The organism is Thiohalobacter thiocyanaticus (assembly GCF_002356355.1).
GTDB lineage: Bacteria > Pseudomonadota > Gammaproteobacteria > Thiohalobacterales > Thiohalobacteraceae > Thiohalobacter > Thiohalobacter thiocyanaticus_A.
The window spans coordinates 225,067-251,868 of the sequence record NZ_AP018052.1 but is presented as its reverse complement, the minus strand read 5'-3'; the positions used below and the strand labels follow the sequence as shown (position 1 = coordinate 251,868).

Here is a 26,802-nt window from a genome sequence, read left to right as displayed (position 1 = left end):
AGGCGAGGTGTCTTGTCGAAGCGCAAAGTTTCTATTCTTTCAACGCTGAACTGAGCCTTGCGACGATCGGGGCGCTCGATATTGACCTTGTAATAACCGAATTCGTCGTTATCGAACACTTGACTCGCAATACCTTCTTCATCCGCACTGCGCTCTATTGCCGACAGTTTCAGATAAGTCTGGGTAATTTGATCAATATGCTCTGGGGAGAATTCGCAGTTCTTATTGCCCAGATTTTTGCGCAGTTTACGGTAGAGTTGACTGGCGTCGATTAACTGTATTTGGCCTTTTCGCGTTGCCGCTTTGTTGTTAGACAGTAGCCAGATATACGTAGTGATACCCGTGTTGTAGAACATGTTATTGGGCAGCTGAATGATGGCCTCCAGCATATCCTGCTCGATGATATGACGACGGATATTGCTCTCACCGCTACCGGCATCGCCCGTGAACAGGCTGGAGCCATTATGGACTGAGGCGATGCGAGAGCCATGGGGACTGGCTGCAAGGTCTTTCATCTTGCTGACCATCTCCATCAGGAATAGTAATTGTCCATCACTGGAACGTGGCGTAGCATCAACTGTCGTTTCATTACCCCAGTAATCTTTAAGAGTGACAATAAAGCGATCATCGATTACTTCGCCGTCTTGCTTAATATGCTTTTGCTCGCTTGCCCATGATTTACCATAGGGCGGATTGGAAAGCATGTAATCGAAACGCAGACCTGAGAATTCGTCGGTGCTTAACGTCGAGCCTGACTTGATGTTGGCCGGGTTATTGCCCTTGATCATCATGTCAGACTTACAGATGGCATAGGTTTCGTCGTTGATCTCCTTACCATAGAGATATACGTCGGCCTTAGCTTGGATGCGTCCATCAGGATGGCTAATGAAATCCTGCGACTCTGTGAGCATGCCACCGGAACCGCACGCAGGGTCATACACGGTAATTACTGGTGGTAGCGCATCTTTAACCGGCTCAAAGACCAGATGGGTCATCAGGTCGATAACTTCACGTGGCGTGAAATGCTCCCCAGCCTCTTCGTTGTTCTCTTCGTTGAATTTGCGGATCAGCTCCTCGAAGACATAACCCATCCCGAGGTTTGTCAGGGGCGGTAGCTTGCGGCCATCGGGATCCTGCGCCTCCTGTGGTGTGAGATTGATACGTGGATCGACAAATTTCTCCAGGACCTCATGTAGCACGTCTTTCTGTGCCATGTGTTTGACCTGGGAACGGAGTTTGAACTTCTCGACGATCTCCTTGACGTTATCGCTGAACCCATCAAGATAGGCCTTGAAGTTAGCCTCCAGGATCTGGCGGTTGTTGACGGTCGTGTCGTAGAGCTTTTTCAGCGTCCAGGGCGAGGTGTTGTAGAACACGTAACCAGAGGCCTCGCGCAAGCCCTCTGGATCCAAGTCTGTTAGACCGGCTTCGTCGCGCTGGAAGCTGACTTCTTCGAGGACTTTGTCCTTGGTCGGTTCGAGTAGGACATCCAGACGGCGCAAGACCACCATTGGCAGGATGACGTCGCGATATTTTCCCCGAACGTAAACATCTCTCAAGCAGTCGTCAGCAATAGACCAGATAAAGGATACGATTTTGTTATGAACTGAGTGATCCATAGTGTCTCTTAGGAGGGCCCTGGGAGTACAGCTAAGCTGGCATGGGTACTAAGCCTATGATTTTACAGATTGTTATGCAAAGAGGGGAGCGATTGGCCAAATTCTGCTCCCCTCTCTTAGGAGAATTCTCGCCGGAAGCATTTTGGTTGGCCACCAGCTTGGAACTGACCGTGGCTTTCTGGACCATCGCAGCCTAGAAACGCAAGTGTAATCATAAAGATAGGTAGAGCGATCAGTTGAGGTAGTGGAGGTCGGTCTCATCCGTCCCGCATTAATTCTCGAATTTACAGTTGGTTACGTCAGGCCTTATCGGGAAAGAAGTTTATTCCCAGGAAAGGATTTTATTCTCCAGGAAAGGATTATTTTTTCCCACCACAGGTCGACCGCCTCAAAGCCCTGTGATTATTCAACCGTAACCGACTTCGCCAGATTCCTCGGCTGATCCACATCCGTCCCCTTCAGCACCGCCACGTGATACGACAGCAGCTGCAGCGGGATGGTGAATATGATGGGAGCAATGCAGTCATCGGTTGGCGCGACGGGCAATACGGTCATGTTCTCGCTTTCGACCACGCCGGCGTGTTCATCGGCGAAGACGATCAACTCGCCGCCCCTGGCGCTGACTTCCTGCAGGTTGGACTTGAGCTTTTCCAATAGCTCGTTGTTGGGTGCGACGGCGATGACGGGCATCTCGGCATCGACCAGGGCCAGGGGGCCGTGCTTGAGTTCGCCGGCGGGGTAGGCCTCGGCGTGGATGTAGGAGATCTCTTTCAACTTCAGCGCCCCTTCCATCGCCACCGGGTACTGGGCACCGCGGCCGAGGAACAGGGTGTGGTGCTTGTCGGCGAAGCCCTCCGCGATTTCCCGGATGCGGTCGTCGAGTTGCAGCACATGATCGATCTTGCCGGGCAGGTGCTCCAGCTGCTGGATCATCTTGGCCTCGACGAACGGGTCCAGGCCATTGCGTCGGCCCAGTGCGATGACCAGCATCAAGAGTGAGACCAGCTGGGTGGTGAAGGCCTTGGTGGAGGCCACGCCGATCTCGGGACCGGCGCGCGTCATCAGGGTGAGATCGGATTCACGCACCAGCGAGCTTTCGGGCACATTGCAGATGGCCAGCGAATGACCGAACCCGAGACGCTTGGCCTCCTGCAGACCGGCCAGGGTGTCGGCGGTCTCGCCCGACTGCGACAGGGTCACGATGAGCGAGTTGTTGCGCACCACCGGCTTGCGATAGCGGAACTCGCTGGCCACCTCCACGCTGCAGGGGATGCCGGCGATGGACTCCAGCCAGTAGCGCCCGACCATGCCGGCATGGTAGCTGGTGCCACAGGCGATGATGTGCACGCCCTGAACCTGGTCGAATATTTCAGAGGCCTCATGGCCGAAAGCGGCCTCCAGCAGCTTGTCACCGCTGATGCGGCCTTCGAGGCAGTCGGCCACGGCACGTGGCTGCTCGAAGATTTCCTTCAGCATGTAATGGCGGTACTGGCCGCGCTCGACGGCGTCAGCGGTCAGTTCCGACTGGCGCACGGGGCGCGTGACCTCATGGCCTTCGTGGTCGTAGATGGTGATGGCGTCGCGCTTGATCTCCGCGATATCACCGTCTTCCAGAAAGATGAACTGCTGGGTTACCGGCACCAGGGCAGCGACGTCGGAGGCGATGAAGTTCTCGCCCACGCCCAGGCCGATGACCAGTGGGCTGCCGCGGCGGGCAACGATGATGCGCTCCGGATCGCTGTTGGTGACCACGCCCAGGGCATAGGCACCGTCGAGATCGCCCACGGCGGCCTGTACCGCGGCGAGCAGATCGTGCGACTGCGAGTAGTGATGATGCAGCTGATGGGCGATGACCTCGGTGTCGGTCTCAGAGGTGAAGCGGTAGCCGAGTTCCTTCTGCTGTGCGCGCAGGGCATCGTGGTTCTCGATGATGCCGTTATGCACCACGGCGATGGTCTCGTTGCACACATGCGGATGGGCATTGCCTTCACTGGGCCGGCCGTGGGTGGCCCAGCGGGTGTGGGCGATGCCGGTGTGGCCGGGCAGCGGATCACTGCTCAGGGCATCACCCAGGACGGCCACCTTGCCCATGGCGCGCTTGCGGCTGAACTTGTGCTCGGGCGTGACCACCAGCATGCCGGCCGAGTCATAGCCGCGGTATTCCAGTCGCTTCAGGCCCTCGAGCAGGATGGGCGCGACATCACGCTGGGCTACGGCTCCGACGATTCCGCACATTTTTGATTACCCTCAGATCAAAGGATTCAACGCAGAGGCGCTAAGGCGCGAAGAAGCGAGAACATTTAACACCATGCAACCTACAGCTGCATCCCTAGCATCATCGTCATCCCGGCGCAGGCCGGGATCTACAGACCGCAGCGGTTTCTGGATCCCGGCCTGCGCCGGGATGACGGTATACTTTAGCATTCGCAATTATATTATTTGCGTTCTTTGCGCCTTAGCGCCTCTGCGTTGAGATTGTTCAGCCCTTTTTCTTCACCGGCCGCTTCCAGCCCTCGCGGGTCTGCTGCCTGCTACGGCTCAGGGTCAGTTCGCCGGCGGGTGCATCGCGGGTGAGCGTGGTGCCGGCGCCGATGGTCGCGCCTCTGCCCACGGTCACCGGGGCCACCAGCTGAGTATCGGAGCCGATGAAGGCCTCGTCCTCGATCACGGTGCGGTGCTTGTTGGCGCCGTCGTAGTTGCAGGTGATGGTACCGGCGCCGACATTGACCTTCGCGCCGATGTCGGTGTCGCCGATGTAGCTCAGATGGTTCACCTTGGAGCCCTGGCCGATGACGGATTTCTTCACCTCGACGAAGTTGCCGACATGCACGCCGTCGGCCAGGCGGGTCTCGGGGCGGATGCGGGCGAACGGGCCGATGCGCGCGCCGGCACCGATGACGGCATTCTCGATCACGCTGTTGGCCAGCACCTCGGTGCCGGCGCCGATGGTGACGTTCTTCAGCACGCAGTTGGGGCCGATGCTGACTTCGTCCTCGAGCTGCACATCGCCCTCGATCACTACATTGATGTCGATGGTGACATCGCGGCCGTGCCGCAAGCGGCCGCGCAGGTCGAAGCGTTGTGGATCCAGCAAGGTGACGCCGCCCAGCAGCAGGGCCTCGGCATGCCGGCGCTGCCAGGCACGCTCCAGTTCGGCCAGCTGCTTGCGGTTGTTCACGCCCAGGATCTCTTCCGGAGACTGCGGCTGCACCACGTTGATCGCCATGCCATCCTGTGCCGCCATGCCGATGACATCGGTCAGGTAATACTCGCCCTGGGCATTGTCGTTGCCCAGCCGACCGATCCAGTCCTTGAGCGGGCTGGCCGGCGCCGCCATGAAGCCGGTGTTGATTTCGCAGATCTGCAGTTCGGCCTCGCTGGCATCCTTCTGTTCGACAATGCCGATGACGCGGTGATGGTTGTCACGGACGATGCGGCCATAGCCGGTGGGGTCGGCCAGGGTGGCGGTGAGCAGGCCCAGACTGTCATCGCCTGCCGCCTCGCCCAGTGCGGTCAGCGTCTCACGGCCGATCAGAGGCACATCACCATATAGAATAAGAATCCGGGCGTCGTCGGGAACATTCGGGCTGGCCTGGGCGACGGCGTGGCCGGTGCCCAGCTGATCGGACTGCTCCACCCAGCTGATGTCATCGTGCCCGGCGAAGGCGGCGCGCACCTGCCCGCCGCCGTGGCCATAGACCACATGGATGCCGGCTGCGCCCAGGGCGGCGGCGGTCTCGATCACGTGGCCGAGCATGGGCCGGCCGGCGATCGGGTGCAGCACCTTGGGCAGGGCGGAGCGCATGCGCGTGCCCTGGCCGGCGGCGAGAATGATGACGTGCAGTTCCATGAAGGTGATTCCGGACTCCGCTGGCGGTCAATTCAGCCCCTCTCCCTCCGGGAGAGGGGTTGGGGTGAGGGGATCATGGCGGCTGACCTGACCCCTCACCCTGGCCCTCTCCCCAAAGGGGGAGGGGAATTATGTAAGTTACGCTTATCCGATACTTTTTGTCATAGCGGTCATCGGCCGTACCCGCTTTAGTGCAACTGCTCCCCGGCACCTTCGCCGGCCGCCGCGATATCTTCGGCGGTGGCGTCGCGAACGTCCTTGACCTCGACGGTGAAGGTCAGTGTCTTGCCGGCGAAGGGATGATTGCCGTCCACGGTCAGTTTGCCGTTCCCGATATTGGTGACATGGAACACCCGGCTCTCACCCTGATCGCTGCGCATCTCGACCTCGGCGCCGAGCTGGCGATACTGCTCCGGGACATTGTCGAGGTCGTCGGTGAAGGTCAGGCTGGGATCGTACTCGCCGAATGCCTCCTCAGGCGCCAGACTGACCTCGACGATCTCGCCCACCTGCCTGCCTTCCAGCGCGGCCTCGATCTTCTCGAACAGGTCGGAGCGCCCGCCGTGGATGTAGCTGATGGGCATGTCGCTGTGCTCCAGCAATTCGCCCGCCTCATCCTTGATGCTGTAGGTGATGGCGACGAGCTTGTTGGGGGCGATGCGTTGCTCGGACATTCGACCGTTCCTGGTTGCGGGTATGACTTCCCATTCTATCGTATCCGGGTGGCGCAAACGAACAGGGGGCAGCCGTTGGCTGCCCCCTGTCTGCTTTGCCGTCATTGCGAGCGAAGCGTGGCAATCTCGTGACAAGGCAGCAGCCGGTTGGAGATTGCCGCGGCGCTTCGCGCCTCGCAATGACAGTGGAATTACTTGGATTTCTTCAGCTTCTGGATGGTGCGCAGCTGGGCCACCGCCTCGGCCAGTTCGGCCTGGGCCTTGGCGTAGTCGATATCGGCCTTGTTCTCGGCCAGGGTCTTTTCCGCCTCCTGCTTGGCCTGCAGCGCGGCGGCCTCATCCAGGTCCTTCGCGCGCAGGGCGGAATCAGACAGGATGGTGACCACGTGCGGCTGCACCTCCAGCATGCCGCCGTTGACGAAGAAGGTGTGCTCCTCGCCATGCTCGTCCTGGACCCGCACCTCGCCGGGCTTGAGTCGGCTGAGCAGCGGGGTGTGGCGGGGCGCGATGCCAACCTCGCCCATCTCCGCCGGGGCGAAGACCATCGTGGCGGTGCCGGAGAAGATCGCCGCCTCGGCACTCACGATGTCCACATGAAGGGTCATAGCCATGATTCTAGTCCCACTTGGCGTGCCCGCCAGCGGACCGCGGCCGCCCGGGGTGAGGGCGGGCTGCGGCGGCCGGCGCGCGGCACGCGATTAAAGCGATTTGGCCTTCTCGACCGCCTCGTCGATGGTGCCGACCATGTAGAAGGCCTGCTCGGGCAGGTGGTCGTACTCGCCGTTGACGATCGCCTTGAAGCCGTTGATGGTGTCCTTCAGGCTGACGTACTTGCCGGGCGCGCCGGTGAAGGTCTCGGCCACGAAGAAGGGCTGCGACAGGAAGCGCTGGATCTTGCGCGCGCGGGCCACGACCAGCTTGTCCTCCTCGGACAGCTCATCCATGCCCAGGATGGCGATGATGTCACGCAGTTCCTTGTAGCGCTGCAGGGTGCCCTGCACGGCGCGCGCGGTGTCGTAGTGATCCTGGCCGATGACCAGCGGGTCCAGCAGGCGCGAGGTGGAGTCCAGCGGATCCACGGCCGGGTAGATGCCGAGCTCGGCGACCTGACGCGACAGCACCAGTGTTGCGTCCAGGTGGGCGAAGGTGGTGGCAGGGGACGGGTCGGTGAGGTCGTCCGCGGGCACGTACACGGCCTGGAAGGAGGTGATGGAGCCGGTGCGGGTGGAGGTGATGCGTTCCTGCAGCACGCCCATTTCCTCGGCCAGGGTCGGCTGGTAGCCCACCGCGGAGGGCATGCGGCCGAGCAGGGCCGAGACCTCGGTGCCGGCCAGGGTGTAGCGATAGATGTTGTCGATGAACATCAGCACGTCACGGCCCTCGTCGCGGAAGAACTCGGCCATGGTCAGGCCGGTCAGGGCCACGCGCAGGCGGTTGCCGGGCGGCTCGTTCATCTGGCCGTACACCAGGGCCACCTTGTCGAGCACGTTGGCTTCCTTCATCTCGTGATAGAAGTCGTTGCCTTCGCGGGTACGCTCACCGACACCGGCGAACACCGAGTAGCCGGAGTGCTCGATGGCGATGTTGCGGATCAGTTCCATCAGGGTCACGGTCTTGCCCACGCCGGCGCCGCCGAACAGGCCGACCTTGCCGCCCTTGGCGATGGGCATGATCAGATCGATCACCTTGACACCTGTCTCGAGGATCTCGACGCTGGCCGCCTGATCGGCATAGGCAGGTGCCGCGCGGTGGATCGGGAGCTTCTCGTCGGTCTCGACCGGGCCGGCCTCGTCGACCGGATTGCCCAGCACGTCCATGACGCGGCCAAGGGTGCCCTTGCCGACCGGCACCGAGATGGGCGCACCGGTGTTGTCCACGTCCAGTCCGCGACGCAGGCCGTCAGTACTGCCCATGCCGATGGTGCGCACCACGCCGTCACCGAGCTGCTGCTGCACTTCCAGGGTGATGTCGAGGTCCTTCACCTTGAGCGCGTCGTAGACCTTGGGCACCGAATCGCGCGGGAATTCCACGTCGACAACGGCGCCGATGATTTCAACGATGTTGCCCGAACTCATGTTGATGTCCTCTCGTAAGTCTGAATCTTTATCGTTCGAATCGCTTGATTCGGCTGAAAACATGTCCAGCTGCATGGCGCGATCCGGTCTCGGAATCCGTGTGCCTTATACCGCCGCGGCGCCGCTGACGATCTCGGACAACTCCTGGGTGATGGCGGCCTGGCGGGCCTTGTTGTAGACCAGCTGCAACTCGTCGATCAGGTTCCCGGCGTTGTCGGAGGCGGCCTTCATGGCGACCATGCGCGCGGCCATCTCGCAGGCGACGTTCTCAACCGCGCCCTGGTAGACCAGCGACTCGATGTAGCGCATCAGCAGGTTGTCCATGACCGGCTTGGAGTCCGGCTCGTAGATGTAGTCCCAGTGATGGACCAGCTCCTTTTCCTCGCTCGGCGCGACCGGCAGCAACTGCTCGATCGTCGGCGTCTGGGTCATGGTGTTGACGAATTCGTTGGCGGCGATGTACAGGCGGTCGATCCGGCCTTCGTCATAGGCATCCAGCATCACCTTCACGCTGCCGATCATGTCGCTCATGGAGGGCGCATCCCCCATGTGAGTGGCTTGGGCGACGATATTGCCGCCGATGCGCTTGAAGAACTGCAACGCCTTGTTGCCCAGCACCGCCAGTTCGATCTCGTAGCCGGCCTGATCCCATTCCTTCATGCGGCCGATGACCTGCTTGAACAGGTTGATGTTCAGGCCGCCACACAGACCGCGGTCGGTGGAGATGATGATCAGCCCCACCCGCTTGACCTCGCGTTCGATCAGATACGGATGCTTGTATTCGGGATGCGCATGCCCGACGTGCGCGACCACACTGCGGATCTTCTCGGCATAGGGACGCGAGGCGGCCATGCGCTCCTGCGCCTTGCGCATCTTGCTCGCCGCGACCATCTCCATGGCCTTGGTGATCTTGCGCGTGTTCTGGATGCTCTTGATCTGGGTGCGTATCTCTTTCGCGCCAGCCATATCTATAATTCCAGCTCGTTATGCAGGAGCGGACAAACCCGCTCCTGCCGGTGCATTTACCAGGCGCCGTTGGCCTTGAAGTCCTCGACGCACTTCTTCAGGCCGGCCGCGATCTCGTCGTTGTAGTCGGCCGACTCATTGATCTGATTCATCAGATCGGTGAAGTGCGACTTCATGTGTGCGTGCAGTGCGGCCTCGAAATCGACCACCTTGTTGTTGTCCAGGTCGTCGAGGTAGCCCTCGTTTGCCGCGTACAGCGACACGGCCATCTCGGCGATGGACAGCGGCGTGTACTGCTTCTGCTTCATCAACTCGGTGACGCGCTGACCGCGCTCGAGCTGCTTGCGGGTGGCCTCGTCCAGGTCGGAGGCGAACTGGGCGAAGGCCGCCAGTTCGCGGTACTGGGCCAGGGCCAGGCGCACACCGCCGCCGAGCTTCTTGATGATCTTGGTCTGGGCCGCGCCGCCGACACGCGATACCGACAGACCTGCGTTGATAGCGGGGCGGATACCGGCGTTGAACAGGTCGGACTCCAGGAAGATCTGGCCGTCGGTGATGGAGATGACGTTGGTCGGCACGAAGGCGGACACGTCGCCGGCCTGGGTCTCGATGATCGGCAGCGCGGTCAGCGAACCGGTCCTGCCTTTCACCTCGCCGTTGGTCTCGCGCTCGACGTATTCCTCATTGACGCGCGCGGCACGCTCCAGCAGGCGCGAGTGCAGGTAGAAGACGTCACCCGGGTAGGCCTCGCGGCCCGGCGGGCGCTTGAGCAGCAGCGAGACCTGGCGGTAGGCCCAGGCCTGCTTGGTCAGGTCGTCGTACACGATCAGGGCGTCTTCACCGCGGTCGCGGAAGTACTCGCCCATGGCGCAGCCGGCATAGGGGGCGATGTACTGCATGGCGGCGGACTCGGAGGCCGTTGCGGCCACCACGATGGTATGCTCCATGGCGCCGTGCTCCTCCAGCTTGCGCACCACGGAGGCGACCGAGGAGTTCTTCTGCCCCACGGCGACATAGATGCACTTAACGCCGGTGCCCTTCTGGTTGATGATGGCATCAACGGCGACGGCGGTCTTGCCGGTCTGGCGGTCGCCGATGATCAACTCGCGCTGACCGCGGCCGACCGGGACCATGGCATCGATCGCCTTCAGACCGGTCTGCACCGGCTGGTCCACCGACTTGCGCCAGATGACGCCGGGGGCGATCTTCTCGATCGGGGAGGTGATGCTGGTCTCGGCCGGACCCTTGCCATCGACCGGGGTGCCCAGGGCATCGACTACGCGGCCGAGCATGCCTTCGCCGACCGGCACTTCCAGGATCTTGCCGGTGCACTTGACGGTGTCGCCCTCGGTGATGTTCTTGTAGTCGCCCAGGATGACCGCGCCGACGGAGTCGCGCTCCAGGTTCAGCGCCATGCCGTAGACGTCACCGGGGAACTCCAGCATCTCGCCGGCCATGACGTCGGCCAGGCCGTGGACGCGGGCGATGCCGTCGGTGAGCGACACCACGGTGCCTTCGGTCCGGGCCTCGGCCGCGCCTTCGAACTTCTCGATGCGGCTCTTGATCAGCTCGCTGATTTCAGTGGGATTCAGTTGCATTGATAGATTCCTCTCAGTGGCTCAGGGCGGTGGCCAGACGGGCCAGTTTGCCCCGGACCGAACCATCGATAACGGTATCGCCCGCGCGGATGATCGCACCGCCGACCAGGTTCTGGTCGGTTCTGCACTCCAGTTCCACCTCGCGCCCGAAGCGCTGCTTGAGCGCCTCCAGGACAGTGGCCTTGTGCGCCTCGGTGGCGGGGTAGGCGGTGATCAGCTCGGCCTTGATCGCGCCCTCGGCCGCGCTCTTGTGCTCCTGATACAGTCGGAACATCTCGGGCAGGGCGGCCAGGCGCCGGTTCTCGGCCAGCACCCTGACCAGGTTCCTGCCTTCCGCGTTCAGCCGCTCGCCGCAGATCTCCAGAAAGAAACCGGCGAGTTGATCCTCGGTCAGGCGCGGGTTGTCGAGCAGGCGCTGCATGTCCGGATCCGACGCCACGACGGCCATCAGGCCGAGCATGTCGGACCAGGCATCCAGGTTTTGCTGCTCCCGCGCCAGACGGAACACCGCCTGGGCATAGGGTCGCGCGATAGTGGTGAGTTCGGCCATGGCGTTTCTACCTAGATCTGGGCGGCGAGCTTGCTCAGCAGCTCATCGTGCGTTTTCTCGTCGACCTCGCGTTCCAGCACCTTTTCGGCGCCGGATACGGCAATGGCGGCGACCTGGCTGCGCAGCTGCTCCTTGACCCGGTTGAGCTCCTGGTCGAGCTCATTGCGGGCGGCGGCGATCATGCGCTCGCCCTCGGTACGGGCGTCGGCCTTGGCCTCCTCGACGATTTCGGACGCACGCTTCTCGGCTCGGGAGATGATTTCCTGGGCCTGCTGCTTGGCTTCAACCAGCGCCTCCTTGGCGCGTTCCTCGGCCAGCTCCTGCTCGCGCTGCCCCCGCTCGGCGGCGGCCAGACCATCGGCGATGGTCTTCTTGCGCTCGTCCAGTGCCTTCATCATCGGTGGCCACACGTACTTCATGCAGAACCACACGAAGACGACGAATGCGATCATCTGGCCGATGAGGGTTGCATTGAAATTCATTTCGTCACCTCGTGGTTACGGGCTTGTCACGGATTCGAAGCGGTCTTGACCGGCTTCGTGATCAGCCACCCGCAACGGCGAACAGCACGTACAGCGCCAGACCGACGGCGATCATCGGCACGGCGTCGACCAGACCCATGACGATGAAGAACTGGGTGCGCAGCATCGGGATCAGCTCGGGCTGGCGGGCGGCACCTTCCAGGAAACGGCCGCCGAGGATGCCGATACCGACCGCCGCACCCAGTGCGCCCAGGCCCATCATCAGTGCGCCAGCGATGTAGAGCAGTGCAGATTCCATGATTATCTCCTGAAGTTTAGATATAGATTAAAGTCAAAACGTAATCGGTATTAATGATGTTCCTGATGCGCCATATCCAGATACACCACAGTCAGGGTCATGAAGATGAACGCCTGCAGGGTGATGATCAGGATGTGGAAGATGGCCCAGCCGAGCTGCAGCAGCCCGCCGAAACCGGCCATCACGATCCCGGCACTGTACATCAGCGCGATAAGAATGAAGATGGTCTCGCCGGCGTACATGTTGCCGAACAGTCGCAGAGCGAGAGAGACGGGCTTGGCGATCAGAGACACGCCTTCCAGGACCAGGTTGATGGGGAACATCCACTTGGGGAAGGGCTGGAAGGCCAGTTCGCCGAAGAAGCCGCCGAAGCCCTTCATCTTGATGGAGTAGTAGAGCATCAGCACGAACACGCCCAGCGCCAGGCCGAAGGTGATGTTGGGGTCGGTGGTGGGCACGACCTTGAAGTAGACATGATGCGGGTCCACGCCCAGCACGTGCTGGCCGAACAGCTGCGCCAGCCAGGGCAGCAGGTCCACGGCGATCAGATCCATGAAATTCATCAGGAAGATCCAGCCGAAGACGGTGAAGGCCAGGGGGGCGACCAGCGGGTTGCGGCCGCTGAAGGAGCCGCGCACGGTGTCGTTGATGAAATCGACGATCCATTCGCAGAAGTTCTGCAGCCCGCCGGGCACGCCGGCGTGGGCGTTCTTCGCCGCCTTGCGAAAGACATAGAACAGGATGAAGCCGAGCAGGACCGACCACAGCATGGAATCGACATGGATGGCCCAGAAGCCCATCTCCTTGGCTTCCTCGGCGGTGTGGGCGAAGCCCCAGTGGCCGTCCGGGTGCTGGCCGTAGGTGAGGTTGGTCAGGTGGTGCTTGATGTATTCACCGGAAGTCAGGGTGTCACTCGCCATGCGTTGTCAGTCCTGTCTTGAAGCTTGAAATCATGAGCACCAGCTGGCCGGCGATGAAGGCGCCGAGCAGCGGCAGCGGCGGCAACTCGAGTGCGCCCAGACCTGCCACGAACAGCATGATGACGATGACGAGGCGCTCAACGGCGGAGAAGAAGAACGCCCGCAGATCCCGATGGGCATCCGTCGCGGGGCGTTGAACCAGCCGATGCGAGCGCCAGGCCAGCAGTGCCGTATTCGACAGCGCGATCCCGGCGCCGAACAGCCAGGCGATCGCGGTCTCCGGCGGGCGCGCCAGATACAGGGCGCCGGCGGCCAGAGACAATATAATTAGCTGAAGAATCAATATGTTACGCATGCCGTCGTGCGCGAGGCCCTGTGGCCCAAGCTGCCCAGCCGACCGGCTGTACACGGCAGGCGTAACCTATCGTAACTTCGTATGGAGATTGCTCGGCACCTCGTCCGAACGGGCGCGCAGTATAGATATTCTGACCGATGGGGTCAATGGCCGGATAAAAATACGTTATGCGCCCATCGCATTTGATTTTTTTGGCTGTCATTGCGAGCAACGCGAAGCAATCTCGTACAGCAGGCTCATCCGGTTGGAGATTGCTTCGCGTTGCTCGCAATGACGGGGCGTCCGATGACGCTCCGTCACTTGATGTGATCGAGGATCCCGTCGAGTTCGTCCAGGCTGTTGAAACTGATCACCAGCTTGCCCTTGCCGCCGCGCCCGGCCTGGAGTTTCACTGCCGCGCCCAGGCGCTCGGCCAGGTCCTGTTCCAGGCGCCGCGTATTGGGATCGGCCGCCGGTGCCGCCGGGCGGCCGCCGTGTGCCGGCTCGGTCTGCTGGCGCTTGACCAGGCGCTCGGTCTCGCGCACCGACAGGCCGCGGCTGGTTACAGCCCGGGCCAGTTCGCTCTGGATCGTGCCACTGACGCCGAGCAGGGCGCGGGCATGGCCCATCTCCAGCTTGCCCGCCTCGACCAGCTGGCGCACGTCCTCGTTCAGCTCGAGCAGGCGCAGGAGGTTGGTCACCGAGGTGCGTGACCGGCCCACGGCCTCTGCGGCCTGCTGGTGCGTCAGCTCGAATTCCTGCAGCAGACGCTGCAGGGCGCGCGCCTCCTCCATCGGGTTGAGGTTCTCGCGCTGGATATTCTCGATCAGCGCCATGGCGATGGCGGCACGGTCGGGCACCTCGCGCACCACCGCCGGGATCTCCTGCAGGCCGGCCAGCTGGGCCGCGCGCCAGCGGCGCTCGCCGGCGATGATCTCGTAGCGGGTCTGATTCCCGCTGTGCTCGATCGGGCGTACCACGATGGGTTGGACCACGCCCTGGGCACGGATGGAGTCGGCCAGATCCTGCAGGCTCTCGGTATGCATGTCCTGGCGGGGCTGGTACTTGCCGCGCTGAATCAGATCCACCGGCAATTCGCGCAGGCCCTCGCGCTCAGGCGCCTGGGGCGTCCCGGCCGCTTCGTCCGGGGCCGCCGTGGGCGGCTTGCGCTTCGTCGCGGCCCCCTTGGCGCTGCTGCCCAGCAGCGCATCCAGTCCGCGTCCCAGTCCCCGTTTCTTCGTTGCCATGCCTGTTGCGATTCCTGTCAGTGCGTGGAGGCCGCCGCGGTCTGCGCGGCACCCCCGGTACGGCGTTCCTGATCCCGGCGCACCATCTCACCGGCCAGGGCGAGGTAGGCCAGCGCCCCGCGCGAGGCCTTGTCGTAGCGCAGCACCGGCATGCCATGGCTCGGCGCCTCGGCCAGGCGCACGTTGCGCGGGACGATGGTGCGGTAGACCTTGTCGCCGAAGTGCTCGATCAGCTGTTCGGCCACCTGATTGGCCAGGTTGTTGCGGGCATCGAACATGGTGCGCAGCAGCCCCTCGATCTCCAGATCCGGGTTCACCGCACCGCGCACCTGCTCGATGGTGTCCATCAGGGCCGACAGCCCCTCCAGGGCGTAGTACTCGCACTGGATGGGAATGAAGACAGCGTCCGCCGCCACCAGGGCATTAATGGTGAGCATGTTCAGCGACGGCGGACAGTCGATGAGAATGAAATCGTAGCGCTCGCGCAGCGGGCGCAGCGCCTCGCGCAGCCGCGACTGGCGGTCCTCGGCGTTGAGCAGTTCCACCTCGGCCGCGGTCAGGTCGCTGTTGCCCGGCATGACGTCGAAGCCGGCGGCCTCCGAACTCATTACTGCCTGGGCCGCATCCAGCTCGCCCAACAGCACATCGCAGCTGCTGTACTCGACCTCGTGCTTGTCCACACCGCTGCCCATGGTGGCATTGCCCTGTGGATCGAGGTCGATGAGCAGCACCCGGCGGCGGGTCAGCGCCAGCGCGGCGGCCAGATTGACGCAGGTGGTGGTCTTGCCCACGCCGCCTTTCTGGTTGGTGATGGCCAGGGTTCGTGTCATGCAAAGGCTCTAGGTTACCTAATCAATTGTTATGTGTCTGTGGCTTGCTATGGATAAGACCGTAGGTCGGGTTAGCGACAGCGTAACCCGACACCCGCGCCGGCATTGTTGGGTTACGGCGCTGCGCGCCTAACCCAACCTACTCTCACACGAAATACGCTCAGCCGGTCTGAATCTCGACGATGTGGCGTTCGGCATCCAGGCCCGGCACCTGCAGCCGGTGCACCGCCTTGACGATGCCCGGATCCGGCAGCGACTCGATCTCGGTCACCGGGTAGACCCCCTTCATGGCCAGCAGTACCCCATCCGGCTTGCAGTGCGGGGCGCCCTGGTCGTACATGTCCTGCACCGAGGAGAAGGCCCGGCTGATCACGGTATCGAATTTTTCCGCGTGCGGATAGTCCTCGATCCGCACATGCTCGACCTGGACGTTGCCCAGTTCCAGTTCGGCCACCACCTGGCGCACGAAGCGCAGCTTCTTGTTGCTGGAATCCAGCACCACCACATCCCACTCCGGCCGCGCCAGGGCCAGCACCAGGCCGGGCAGGCCGGCGCCGGTGCCGATGTCCAGGATACGCGGACCGCGCACATAGGGCAGGGCGGCCAGACTGTCGAGGATGTGGCGGGTCACCATGTCCTGCGGCTTGCGCACCGAGGTCAGGTTGTAGACCCGGTTCCATTTGGTCAGCAGGTTGACGAAATCGCGCAGGTCCTGCTGCACGGCCTCGTCCAGCGCCAGGCCCAGGGCCAGGATGCCGTCGGCCAGCTGCTGGTCGATGGCGGGCGGCGGCCGGTTGCCGTGCGACTTGTTGTGCTTGATGCGTCTCGCGAATGCCACGTGGGTTCCTCTGTCAGGCGCTGCGGCGTGCCGGCTGCCGGGCGGCCTTTTTCAGGTGCACCAGCAGCAGGGAAATGGCCGCCGGCGTCACCCCCGGGATGCGCGCGGCCTGGCCGACGGTCTGGGGCCGGTGGCTGCGCAGCTTCTCACGCACCTCGGCCGACAGACCGGCGACGGCATCATAATCCAGGGTCTCCGCCAGGGGCTGGTCCTCATGGCGACGCTGGCGTTCGATCTCGGCCTGCTGGCGTTCGATATAGCCGGCGTACTTGGCCTGGATCTCGACCTGCTCGGCAACACCGGCCTGCGGGTGGGCGGGGCCGACACCCTCCAGGGCGGTGACCTTATTATAGGTAAGGTCCGGGCGGCGCAGCAGTTCGAGGGCGCGGTATTCGCGGCTCAGGGGTGTGGCATGGTCGGTCTCGAGTTGGCGGGCCGCCGCGCTCCCGGGCCGCACCCAGGTATCCTGCAGCCGCCGGGTCTCGGCCTCGATCGCCTCGCGCCTGGCGCTGAAGGCCTGCCAGCGGGCCTCGTCGACCAGACCCAGCTCGCGCCCGACCGGGGTCAGACGCAGGTCGGCATTGTCCTCGCGCAGCAACAGCCGGTACTCGGCCCGGCTGGTGAACATGCGGTAGGGCTCGCTGGTGCCGCGGGTGATCAGATCGTCAATCAGCACGCCCAGGTAGGCCTGGTCGCGCCGCGGCCACCAGGGCGCGCGGTCCTGCACCCGCAGGGCCGCGTTCAGGCCGGCCAGCAGGCCCTGGGCGGCAGCCTCCTCGTAGCCGGTGGTACCGTTGATCTGGCCGGCGAAGTACAGCCCCTCGATCACCTTCGTCTCCAGGCTGTAGCGCAGGTCACGCGGGTCGAAGTAATCGTACTCGATGGCATAGCCGGGGCGGGTGATGTGGGCCCGCTCACAGCCGGGGATGGAACGCACCAGCGCCTGCTGCACGTCGAAGGGCAGGCTGGTGGAAATGCCGTTGGGGTAGACCTCATGGGTGTCCAGCCCCTCGGGTTCGATGAAGATCTGATGCGAATCCTTATCGGCGAAGCGCACCACCTTGTCCTCGATGGAGGGGCAGTAGCGCGGCCCCACGCCCTCGATCACGCCGCTGTACAGGGGCGAGCGGGGAAGGCCCGCGCGGATGATGTCATGGGTGTGCGCGGTGGTGCGGGTGATGAAGCAGTCCACCTGGCGCGGATGCATGTCGGAGTTGCCGAGATAGGAGAACACCGGCCGCGGCTCGTCGCCGGGCTGGGCCTGCATGACGCTGAAATCCAGGCTGCGGCCGTCCAGGCGCGGCGGGGTGCCGGTCTTGAGCCGCTCAACCCGCAGCGGCAGTTCGCGCAGCCGCGCAGCCAGGGCGTTGGCGGGCGGGTCCCCGGCGCGGCCGCCGGCGTAATTCTGCTCGCCGATGTGGATGCGCCCGCCCAGGAAGGTGCCCACGGTCAGCACCACGCAGGGGGCGGCGAATCTGAGTCCCATGCCGGTCACCACCCCGGTGACGCGCCCGCCCGCGACCATCAGGTCTTCCACCGACTGCTGGAAGAGATGGAGATTGGGCGTGTTCTCCAGCACCGAACGCACCGCCTGTTTATACAGGCTGCGGTCGGCCTGGGCGCGGGTGGCACGCACCGCCGGGCCCTTGCTGGCATTGAGGGTGCGGAACTGGATGCCGGCGCGATCGGCGGCCCGGGCCATCAGACCGCCCAGGGCGTCGATCTCGCGTACCAGGTGGCCCTTGCCGATACCGCCGATGGCCGGGTTACAGCTCATCTGGCCCAGGGTCTCGATGTTGTGGGTCAGCAGCAGGGTGCGCACGCCGGCGCGCGCCGCGGCCAGGGCGGCCTCGGTACCGGCATGGCCACCGCCGACGACGATGACATCGAACTGATCCTGAACCTGCATGGCTGACAACAAGAAAAAGGGAGACAGAGCCGGTCATTCTATGCAGCCCCGGCGGTTTTCGCCAGTTTTCCCACCCGGCGGCTCAGGCCATGCCGGCGGCTGCGAGCGTCTGGCGCAGCGCCCCGAAGCGGCGCCGGTACTGGCCCGGGGTCAGGCCCACCTGGCGCCGGAACAGGCGGCTGAAATAGCCGGCGTCCTCATAGCCCGCCTCGTTGGCGACGGCCTCGATGGGGTTATCCGTGGTCTCCAGCATCTGCTTGGCCTCTTCCAGGCGCAGGGCCTGGACGTACTCCAGCGGCGCCATGCCGGTGGCCTGGCGGAAGCGACGCTTGAAGGTGCGCTCGGCCAGTCCGGACAGCCCGACCATGGCGCTGACCGGGTTCGGCTCAACGTAATGCTCGGCGATCCAGACCTGGCAGCGTGCGATCACCGCATCCTCGACCTGACGGGTGCTGGCCAGGCGGGCGAAGGGCTGCTGGCCGACCTGGTGCCAGTCGATGAGATTGACCCGCGCCACCTGCATGGCCGCCTCCAAACCCACACTCCGTGCAATCAGGTACAGCGCCAGATCCATCCAGGAAGTTCCGCCGCCGGCCATGACCAGGCGCTGGCCGGCCCCGCTGGCCACCAGGGCGCGGCGCGGCTGGACCCGCACCCGGGGGAAACGCTCCGCCAGCGCCTCGCACCAGGCCCAGTGGGTGGTCGCCTCGCAGCCGTCCAGCAGCCCCGCCTCGGCCAGCAGCATCGCCCCCGAGCAGGCCGTGGCCAGCAGGGCGCCATCCGCGTAACGGGCGCCGAGCCAGGCGATCTCCGGGGCATAGCGCCCGGCCAGGGGGGCATCCGGCGGCAGGCTGACCTCCGGCACACACACAATGTCGGCCGGCGGACAGTCGTCAAGGCGGCACTCGGGAAACAGGCGGGCGCCGTTGCAGATCTCCAGCGCCCCGGTCTCGCGCGCCACCAGCCAGGGACGCATCAGTTCGGGACCGGGCCGGCCCTCGGTCACCACAGGCCAGTCACGGCCGGCGCTGCGGAACAGGTCGAGCATCCCGTAAACCACCGAGGCGGTGGTTTCCGGATACACCAGAATGGCAATGCTGACGGGGGATTCGCTCATGGCCGTTTTGTCCGGTTCCTTGCCCGACCGGCTTTAGTGGCCGGGGCTCGACAGGCCTATGTTAGTGGCCCGGCATAGAAGGAGTGTACACCACCCGGCGGGCCGGCAATGGCGCCGGGCCTGAAGAGGAGAGAGGACCATGAGCCTGTATCGTGAACAACTGCCCCAACTCGGCGACCGCCTGTTCCTGACCGACGGCGGTCTGGAAACCACCCTGGTCTTTCATCAGGGCCGTGACCTGCCGTGTTTCGCCGCCTTCACCCTGCTCGACACCGCCGACGGGGTTGACCTGCTGCGCGACTACTACCTGCGCTATCTGGATATCGCCCGCGCACGCGGCCTCGGCTTCATACTGGAATCGCCGACCTGGCGCGCCAATTCCGACTGGGGGGCGCAGCTGGGCTATGACGCCGCCGCCCTCGATGCAGTCAACCGCCGGGCCGTGGCCTTGCTGGCCGAACTGCGCACCCGGCATGAATCGCCCGTGGCCCCGCTGGTGATCAGTGGCAACCTGGGCCCGCGCCGCGACGGCTATCGCGCCGACATCCGCATGCGTGCTGAGACCGCGCGTGATTATCACCGGGCGCAGATCGAGAGCTTCGCCGCCACCGAGGCCGACATGGTTTCCGTGCTAACACTGAACTATGCCGAAGAAGCCATCGGCATCGTCCAGGCCGCGCGCGACTGCGCCATGCCGATAGCGGTATCCTTCACTGTGGAAACCGACGGCCGGCTGCCCTCGGGCGAGCCGCTGGGTGAGGCGATCGAACGCACCGATGCCGCCACCGACCGTCATGCCGCCTATTTCATGCTCAACTGCGCCCATCCCGATCACTTTGCTCATCTGCTGCACACCGACGCCGGCTGGCGCGCGCGCCTGCGCGGGCTGCGCGCCAACGCCTCGCGCCTGAGCCACGCCGAGCTCGACGCCTGCACCGAACTGGATGCCGGCGATCCGATTGAACTCGGCGTCCAGTACCGCGGCCTGCGCCGGCAGCTGCCGTGGCTGAACGTGCTCGGCGGCTGCTGCGGCACCGACCACCGTCACGTGGAGGCCATCTGCAGCGCCTGTGCCTGAAGCCCCGTGCCGCTGGGGACCGGGAATCCGACCGGCCGTTTGACCGGCCGGCCGGAGTTGGCGATCATCGCCTCATGCATCCCTTCATCGCGCCGGTCTTCTCGGCCCTCAACGGCATCATCCTCGGCAAGGAACAGTCGCTGCGCCTGGCGCTGGCCTGTCTGCTGGCGCGCGGCCACCTGCTGGTCGAGGATCTGCCGGGTGTGGGCAAGACCACACTGGCCCACGCCCTGGCGGCGGTGCTGGGCCTGGACTATCAGCGCATCCAGTTCACCAGCGACCTGCTGCCGGCGGACATCCTCGGGATTTCCGTCTTCGATCGTGAGAGCGGGCAGTTCCGCTTCCATCCCGGCCCGGTGTTCGCCCAGCTGGTGCTGGCCGACGAGATCAATCGCGCCACGCCCAAGACCCAGAGCGCACTGCTGGAGGCGATGGAGGAGGGCCAGGTGACCCTGGAGGGCGCGACCCGCGCCCTGCCCGAGCCCTTCTTCGTCATCGCCACCCAGAACCCGACCTATCAGATCGGCACCTTCCCGCTGCCCGAGTCCCAGCTGGACCGCTTCCTGATGCGGCTGCACCTGGGCTACCCGGATGCGGCCGCCGAGCGTGAACTGCTGGCCGGGGTCTCCCGCCGGGAACTGATACGCGATCAGGCCCCGCTGCTCAGCCCGGAACAACTGGCCGAACTGCAGGCCGCGGTCGCCCGCATCCATGCCAGTCCGGCCCTGCTGGACTACATCCAGGCCCTGCTCGCCACCAGCCGCGACAGCGGCCACTACCGCAGCGGACTGTCGCCGCGCGCCGGCCTGGCCCTGCTGCAGGGGGCCCGCGCCTGGGCCCTGATCGACGGGCGCGACCATGTCCTGCCCGACGACATCCAGGCCGTGCTGGCGGCCGTGGTCGGGCATCGCCTGCAACCGCGGGATGCCGACGGGCTGGCGCCGGAGACCCTGCTGGAGCCATTGCTGGCGGTGGAAATTCCCTGAATATCAATATTTATATTTATATAAATTATTGGAGTCTATTCTTAAATAGAACTTAATACCCTGAAAACATTCAAAATCAAATGGCTTTCTTTACCTGGCCGTCATTGCGGGGAACGAAGTGACGTGGCAATCTCCAACTGGCTGATTCCCGGGTAAGAGGCTGCCGCGGCGCCGCGCGCCTCGCCATGACGCCTGTCCACGCGCATCCCTGACCTGCCGACCCATGCCCCCGACCCAGCGCCAGTCCGTCCTTCCCACCGCCGAACGTCTGTTGCGCCGGCAGCCGCCCGTACTGGCGGGCAGCGAGACGCTGGCCCTGGATCGGCGCAACATCTTCATCCTGCCCACCGCCACCGGTCTGGGCTTCGTCCTGCTGCTGCTGCTGCTGCTGCTCGGCGCCATCAACTACAACAACAACCTGGTCTTTGCCCTGACCTTCCTGCTGGCCGGGGTCGGGGTGATGGCCATGCTGCAGACCTGGCGCAACCTGGCCGGGGTCCGGCTGGAACTGGCCACGGCCGCACCGGTCCAGTGCGGCCGGCCGGCACGCTTCACCCTCACCGCCCGGGCCGATGGGATGCGCACCGGCCTGGCCCTGGATAGCGACGGGACCGCGCCGGTCTGGTTCGACATCCCCGCCGAGGCCCCGGCCCGCGTACATCTGGACCTGCCGACCCGCCGCCGCGGCTGGCTCCGCCCCGGTCGCATCCGGCTCTTCACCCGCTACCCGCTGGGCCTGTTCCACTGCTGGACCCATGTCAGTCTCAGTGCCCGCACCTGGGTCTGGCCGGCCCCGGCCGACACCGGCGGCGCTCCGCCCCAGGCCGGCCGCCGGCCCAGCGAGGACGGCACCCAGGGCCGGGGTCAGGACGATTTCCGCGGCTTCCGGACCTACCATCCCGGGGACTCGCTGCGGCTGGTGGACTGGAAGGCCTACGCCCGCGAACAGGGCCTGCAGATCAAGGAGTTCGGGGGCGACCGTAGTGTCGACTACTGGCTCGACTTCAACGCCCTGGCCGAGCACGATACCGAAGCCCGGCTGCGTCGGCTCGTCCGCTGGGTGCTGGAGCTGGACCGGGACCAGCAGCGCTATGGCCTGCGCCTGCCCGGCATGGAGATCACGCTCGGGCGCGGACCGGACCAGCGTGAACGCTGCCTGCAGGCGCTGGCCCTGTTCGGGGTGAGCGACTGATGGCCGCGCGGCGGCCCGCTGACTGGCAGCCCCCGCGCGGTCTGCTGCTGGCCCTGGCCGCCAGCCTGATCCTGGCCGGGCTGCCGCAGCTGCTGCGCCAGCCCGGCGTGCTGACCCTGCTGTGGCTGATCCTGCTGGGCTGGCGGCTGGCGCTGGCCTGGCAGGGCCGGCCGTCGCCCTCGACCTGGCTGCGCCTGCTGCTCACCGCCGCCGGCGTCGGCCTGATCCTGATCGAATACGGTGCCTTCTTCGGCCGCGAGCCCGGCAGTGCCCTGCTGGTGTTCCTGTCCATCATGAAGTTCGTCGAACTGCGTCGACCGCGCGATGCCCAGCTGCTGATCTTTCTGGGCTATTTCATGCTCGGGGTGGCCTTTCTATTCAGTCAGTCGCTATGGCTGGGCGCCTGGCTGGTGCTCGCGGTCTGGGCCCTGACCTCCGTCTGGGTCGCGCTCAGCGATCCCCGTCAGCCGCTGCCCGCCCGCCGTCACGCCCGTCTGGCCGGGCGGCTGCTGCTGGGCGCCGTGCCGCTGCTGCTGCTGCTGTTTCTCCTGTTTCCGCGCATTCCCGGCCCGTTGTGGAGCCTGCCCGGGGATGCCCACAGCGGTGTGACCGGCCTGAGCGATGCCATGGAACCGGGTCGCATCAGCGAACTGGCCGGTTCCGAGGCGGTGGCCTTCCGGGTACAGTTCGACGGTCCGCCGCCGCCGCCCGCTCAGCGTTACTGGCGCGGTCCGGTGCTGGCGCTCACGGATGGACGCCGCTGGGAGACGCAGCCGGTCCGGGCCGGGCAGCGTCTGCCCAGCAACGTCCAGGCCGGCCGGCTACTGGAACCCCGGGGCGAGCCGGTGCGCCAGACCCTGACCCTGGAGCCGCACAATCAGGTCCATCTGCTCGCCCTGGACCGCCCGGGCAGCGTGCCGGAAGGCGCCTGGCTGACTCCCGACCTGCAACTCATCAGCGAGACCCGGGTGCGACTGCGCCAGCGCTACGAGGTGGTGTCCTACCCGCAGGTCCGGGTCGCCGCCAGCGCACCCGGCCGGCGCGACATTACCCGCGGCTACCCGGCCGATCTGGATCCCCGGGTGCTGGCCCTGGCCCGCGGCTGGCGGGCGGCGGCCGATTCGCCGCAGGCCATCATCGACCAGGCCCTGCGCCACTTCAACCAGGAGCATTTCATCTACACCCTGACCCCGCCGCGGCTGGGTGCCAACCCGGTCGGCGAGTTCCTGTTCGAGACCCGGCGCGGTTTCTGCGAGCATTATGCCGCCGCCTTCACGCTGCTGATGCGCGCGGCCGGGCTGCCGGCCCGGGTGGTGACCGGCTACCTGGGCGGGGAATACAACGCCGCGGGGGACTACCTGGTCGTGCGGCAGTCGGATGCCCATGCCTGGGCCGAGGTGTGGCTGCCGGAGGGAGGCTGGGTCCGGGTCGACCCCACCACCGCCATCGCCCCGGAGCGCATCGAAAGCCGGATCGAGGTCGGCGCCAGTCGCGACTCCGGCGCAGTGCGCTTCTGGACCGACGGCACCCGGGGCTGGCAGCGGACACTGCAGGAGATGCGCCAGAGTTGGGACGCGCTCAATCACCGCTGGAACCAGTGGGTGCTGGACTACGGACCTGAGCGCCAGCGGGATTTTCTCTCCGGCCTGGGCCTGCCCGACGTAAGCTGGCGCGGGCTCGGTCTGACCCTGCTGCTGCTGCTGATCCCGGTGCTGGCGCTGCTTGCCTGGTGGATGCTGCGTCCGCGCGAGACGGCCCGCGACCCCGCCGTGCGTCTCTACCGCGCCTTCTGCCGCCGGCTGGCGCGCCACGGTATCCGCCCCGAGCCCGGCGAGACCCCGCGTCAGCTGCTCGCTCGTATCCGCCGGACCCGGCCCGCCCTGGCCCCGGCCGCCGGGCGCGTGATCCAGCGCTACCAGGTGCTGCGTTATCGCCGCCAGCCGCCGCGCGATGCGCTCGAGGCCCTGCGCCGGGCGGTGCGCGCCTTTCGCTAGGGCGGCTGCCAGGCCCTTGCTCCGCGCCTGCGCTGCTGCCGGAAACCCGGCGCAGCCTATCGAAAGCGATGCGGATGGGCTAACATGGGGGGATTGAAACGAACTGCCCGCAGGGTAAAGGAAAGCAGCATGCCAGTCGCACAGAACAAGGTCGTCTCCATCCACTACACACTGAAGGACCCCGAGGGCCAGATCCTGGACCAGTCCAGTGACCAGCCCCTGGCCTACCTGCACGGCGCGAGCAACATCATCCCGGGTCTGGAAACCGCCCTCGAGGGCAAGGATGTGGGCGAGAAGATGACCGTGACCGTCGAACCCGAGCAGGGCTACGGCATGAGCGATGAGGCCCTGATCCAGGAAGTGCCGCGCGACGCCTTCCAGGGGGTCGAGGACATCCAGCCCGGCATGCGCTTCCAGGCCGATTCTCCCAACGGCCCGATGGTCGTCACCGTGGTCAAGGCCGACGACAGCACGGTTACCGTCGACGGCAATCACCCGCTGGCCGGCATGACCCTGACCTTCGATGTCGAGATCGCCGACGTGCGCGATGCCAGCGAGGAAGAACTCTCCCACGGCCACGTGCACGGCCCGGGCGGGCACGAGCATTAATACCGTCTGCTGATGACCGCCCCGCCCGGGGCGGTTACGGCCTTTCCTGTCTCCCCATCCGGCGCTGCGCCAATACGCCCAGCGCCATGTCATCCGGATCACCGCCGCTGACCAGCTGCAGTTGCTTCAGCGCCGCTCTCAGCCACAACTCCCGCCGTTCGGGCGACAATACCGCATCAGGGACGACCGCAGGATCCGCCGGTGCAACCAGCATCCAGGCCAGCGCGGCATGGGTGCGGGACTCGGTCCAGGGTTGCAGACCCGGGTCCAGGCGTTCGGCAAAGCCGCCGAGCGAAGCGTCGTAATATGCCGCGATGTGCGCCAGCAGCTGCGCCCCCCGTGCCTTTGCCTGCGCATCGCCGGTTGCGGCGTAATACAACCACCAGGCCGCTGCGGGCCAGACCTGGGCCGGCAGGTAATGGGCCAGCTGCGGCGCGCCGCCATCGGGGCGATAGTGGTAATAGCCGCCGTCGGGGTGACGCAGGCGGGCATCCAGCCCGGCGAGCGCCCGGCCGGCCCAGCGCAGATAGCCGGGTTCGTCCAGGGCCCGGGCGGCGCGGATCAGCGCAATGATGGCCTGGCCGCTGACATCGGCGTACTGAACCCGCTCGACCGGGGGCGGTATCAGTTCGGCCCGCACGCGCGCCGGCGCGGCATAATATTCCGGATCCGAGGCCTGACTGCCCGGAAAGCTTCCGTGTGATTCATTCCAGAGGACGGTGCGCAGATAGTTCAGCGATTCTCGCACCACGCGCGCATCGCGTTCGCGGCCCAGTTCATGATAGGACTCGGCGAACAGCCAGATGAGCTTGGCATTGAGGCCCAGCACCTTGGAGGTTTCTGTCCGATCCGCCGGCTCGGGCTGCTCGGAATCGTGAAAGAAGAAGAAGCCGCCGTCGACCGGGTCAAACAGTTCCTCGCGCAGCACATCCAGCATGCCCGGGATGCGTTCGGCCCAGGCGGGCTCGTGCAGCAACAGCAGATAGGTCAGTGGCTGCGGCCGTTTGCTCAGGGCGCCGATGATCGAGGCCCCGCTCAGGCGCTGCTGCGTCGGGTCATAGGTCTCATCCAGAAAGGCCAGAAACGCCTCCGGATCACCCTCGAGCAGGCTTTCCAGGCCGGCCGGGACGGCAGCGGCAGTGATGAGCTGTTGTGCCGTTTCCTGCAACAGCTGCTGCAGGTCCACGGCGCTCACATGTCCGGTGAAGCGGGCCAGCGGCTGGCCCGCCGCGTCCATCAGCACCGTGTAGGGAACGCCGCGGCCGCCCAGGCGGGTGAACAGGTCACGGCGCTGATCCAGATTCACCAGCACCGGCACATAGCGCGCCTCGATGGCAGCCACGGTAGCGGGATGCTCCAGCGTCTGCTCCTGATACTGCCGGCACCAGGTGCACCACTGGCCGTGGAAGTAGACAAACAGCCCCTTGTTCGTCCGCTGCGCCCGGGCACGGGCCTGCGTCCCCCAGGGTTGCCAGTCGATGGCCGAACCGCGCGGATAGTCGTGCACCGCGGCTACGGAGGACAGGGCGGAGGCACCCGTATCGTCCTGATCCGGCAGCGCGAGCAACGTCCCGCTGGCCATAGTGGCCAGCAGCAGGGTCAGGCATATGCCGCGATGAAGTCGCATGTCCCGAGT

General features: G+C 65.1%; 23 protein-coding genes and 1 pseudogene. 5 read left to right on the top strand and 19 right to left on the bottom strand.

The genetic code is table 11. The annotated features are described in order from the left end of the window. Positions 1-2: 2 nt before the first annotated feature. From CFK21_RS01150 to CFK21_RS01065, 18 genes and pseudogenes are all read right to left on the bottom strand, one after another. A pseudogene (locus CFK21_RS01150) lies at positions 3-1,619 on the bottom strand (type I restriction-modification system subunit M); the annotation flags it as partial. 402 nt (positions 1,620-2,021) lie between these two features. Then, positions 2,022-3,854, bottom strand: coding sequence for a glutamine--fructose-6-phosphate transaminase (isomerizing) (glmS, locus tag CFK21_RS01145; RefSeq protein ID WP_096363913.1), 1,833 nt, complete (start codon positions 3,852-3,854; stop codon positions 2,022-2,024). Between the two features lie 244 nt (positions 3,855-4,098). Continuing rightward, positions 4,099-5,469: a bifunctional UDP-N-acetylglucosamine diphosphorylase/glucosamine-1-phosphate N-acetyltransferase GlmU gene (glmU, locus tag CFK21_RS01140; RefSeq protein ID WP_096363911.1), complete on the bottom strand. Its 1,371-nt coding sequence runs from the start codon at positions 5,467-5,469 to the stop codon at positions 4,099-4,101. Between the two features lie 188 nt (positions 5,470-5,657). Continuing rightward, complete coding sequence (locus tag CFK21_RS01135; RefSeq protein WP_096363909.1) at positions 5,658-6,143, bottom strand: FKBP-type peptidyl-prolyl cis-trans isomerase; 486 nt, start codon at positions 6,141-6,143, stop codon at positions 5,658-5,660. A gap of 191 nt (positions 6,144-6,334) precedes the next feature. Further along, positions 6,335-6,754, bottom strand: a complete 420-nt coding sequence (locus tag CFK21_RS01130; RefSeq protein ID WP_096363907.1) for a F0F1 ATP synthase subunit epsilon — start codon at positions 6,752-6,754, stop codon at positions 6,335-6,337. Between the two features lie 87 nt (positions 6,755-6,841). Continuing rightward, positions 6,842-8,218 (bottom strand): F0F1 ATP synthase subunit beta, encoded by a 1,377-nt coding sequence (gene atpD, locus CFK21_RS01125; RefSeq protein WP_096367433.1) that lies wholly within the window; start codon positions 8,216-8,218, stop codon positions 6,842-6,844. 105 nt (positions 8,219-8,323) lie between these two features. Continuing rightward, positions 8,324-9,184 carry a F0F1 ATP synthase subunit gamma gene (gene atpG, locus CFK21_RS01120; protein WP_096363905.1) on the bottom strand — a complete coding sequence of 287 codons (861 nt, stop codon included), beginning with the start codon at positions 9,182-9,184 and terminating at the stop codon, positions 8,324-8,326. A 56-nt stretch (positions 9,185-9,240) separates the two neighbouring features. After that, positions 9,241-10,782, bottom strand: a complete 1,542-nt coding sequence (gene atpA / locus CFK21_RS01115; protein ID WP_096363903.1) for a F0F1 ATP synthase subunit alpha — start codon at positions 10,780-10,782, stop codon at positions 9,241-9,243. A gap of 13 nt (positions 10,783-10,795) precedes the next feature. Continuing rightward, on the bottom strand, positions 10,796-11,332 hold the full coding sequence (locus tag CFK21_RS01110) for a F0F1 ATP synthase subunit delta (RefSeq protein ID WP_096363901.1): 537 nt from the start codon (positions 11,330-11,332) through the stop codon (positions 10,796-10,798). An 11-nt stretch (positions 11,333-11,343) separates the two neighbouring features. Further along, the gene (locus CFK21_RS01105; RefSeq protein ID WP_096363899.1) at positions 11,344-11,814 is read right to left on the bottom strand and encodes a F0F1 ATP synthase subunit B; all 471 of its coding nucleotides are present in this window, start codon (positions 11,812-11,814) and stop codon (positions 11,344-11,346) included. Between the two features lie 61 nt (positions 11,815-11,875). Beyond that, on the bottom strand, positions 11,876-12,112 hold the full coding sequence (atpE, locus tag CFK21_RS01100; protein WP_096363897.1) for a F0F1 ATP synthase subunit C: 237 nt from the start codon (positions 12,110-12,112) through the stop codon (positions 11,876-11,878). Positions 12,113-12,162: 50 nt separating this feature from the next. Further along, positions 12,163-13,032 (bottom strand): F0F1 ATP synthase subunit A, encoded by an 870-nt coding sequence (gene atpB, locus CFK21_RS01095; protein WP_096363895.1) that lies wholly within the window; start codon positions 13,030-13,032, stop codon positions 12,163-12,165. Next, a complete protein-coding gene (locus CFK21_RS01090; protein ID WP_157745216.1) occupies positions 13,022-13,354 on the bottom strand; it encodes an ATP synthase subunit I in 333 nt (110 codons plus the stop codon). Before CFK21_RS01090 ends, atpB begins: the two co-directional genes overlap by 11 nt. A gap of 329 nt (positions 13,355-13,683) precedes the next feature. Continuing rightward, positions 13,684-14,613, bottom strand: a complete 930-nt coding sequence (locus tag CFK21_RS01085; protein WP_096363891.1) for a ParB/RepB/Spo0J family partition protein — start codon at positions 14,611-14,613, stop codon at positions 13,684-13,686. A gap of 17 nt (positions 14,614-14,630) precedes the next feature. Next, positions 14,631-15,443 (bottom strand): ParA family protein, encoded by an 813-nt coding sequence (locus tag CFK21_RS01080; protein ID WP_096363889.1) that lies wholly within the window; start codon positions 15,441-15,443, stop codon positions 14,631-14,633. 160 nt (positions 15,444-15,603) lie between these two features. Further along, complete coding sequence (rsmG, locus tag CFK21_RS01075; RefSeq protein WP_231971542.1) at positions 15,604-16,281, bottom strand: 16S rRNA (guanine(527)-N(7))-methyltransferase RsmG; 678 nt, start codon at positions 16,279-16,281, stop codon at positions 15,604-15,606. A 13-nt stretch (positions 16,282-16,294) separates the two neighbouring features. Continuing rightward, positions 16,295-18,190, bottom strand: coding sequence for a tRNA uridine-5-carboxymethylaminomethyl(34) synthesis enzyme MnmG (mnmG, locus tag CFK21_RS01070; RefSeq protein ID WP_096363887.1), 1,896 nt, complete (start codon positions 18,188-18,190; stop codon positions 16,295-16,297). 82 nt (positions 18,191-18,272) lie between these two features. Continuing rightward, on the bottom strand, positions 18,273-19,307 hold the full coding sequence (locus CFK21_RS01065) for a GlxA family transcriptional regulator (protein ID WP_096363885.1): 1,035 nt from the start codon (positions 19,305-19,307) through the stop codon (positions 18,273-18,275). 139 nt (positions 19,308-19,446) lie between these two features. Here CFK21_RS01065 and CFK21_RS01060 point away from each other — a divergent pair, with 139 nt between their 5' ends. The 5 genes from CFK21_RS01060 to CFK21_RS01040 all read left to right on the top strand — a co-directional run bounded on the left by CFK21_RS01060 (position 19,447) and on the right by CFK21_RS01040 (position 25,166). After that, a complete protein-coding gene (locus tag CFK21_RS01060) occupies positions 19,447-20,385 on the top strand; it encodes a homocysteine S-methyltransferase family protein (RefSeq protein ID WP_096363883.1) in 939 nt (312 codons plus the stop codon). 74 nt (positions 20,386-20,459) lie between these two features. Continuing rightward, positions 20,460-21,371 carry an AAA family ATPase gene (locus tag CFK21_RS01055; protein ID WP_096363881.1) on the top strand — a complete coding sequence of 304 codons (912 nt, stop codon included), beginning with the start codon at positions 20,460-20,462 and terminating at the stop codon, positions 21,369-21,371. A 223-nt stretch (positions 21,372-21,594) separates the two neighbouring features. Beyond that, complete coding sequence (locus tag CFK21_RS01050; RefSeq protein WP_096363879.1) at positions 21,595-22,563, top strand: DUF58 domain-containing protein; 969 nt, start codon at positions 21,595-21,597, stop codon at positions 22,561-22,563. Beyond that, positions 22,563-24,557 (top strand): transglutaminase TgpA family protein, encoded by a 1,995-nt coding sequence (locus CFK21_RS01045; protein WP_096363877.1) that lies wholly within the window; start codon positions 22,563-22,565, stop codon positions 24,555-24,557. The genes CFK21_RS01050 and CFK21_RS01045 overlap by 1 nt, the downstream gene beginning before the upstream one ends. A 129-nt stretch (positions 24,558-24,686) precedes the next feature. Beyond that, positions 24,687-25,166, top strand: coding sequence for an FKBP-type peptidyl-prolyl cis-trans isomerase (locus CFK21_RS01040; protein WP_096363875.1), 480 nt, complete (start codon positions 24,687-24,689; stop codon positions 25,164-25,166). Between the two features lie 34 nt (positions 25,167-25,200). Here the strand turns inward: CFK21_RS01040 and CFK21_RS01035 are convergent, their stop codons facing one another. Beyond that, positions 25,201-26,793, bottom strand: coding sequence for a thioredoxin family protein (locus tag CFK21_RS01035; RefSeq protein ID WP_096363873.1), 1,593 nt, complete (start codon positions 26,791-26,793; stop codon positions 25,201-25,203). Positions 26,794-26,802: the final 9 nt, after the last annotated feature.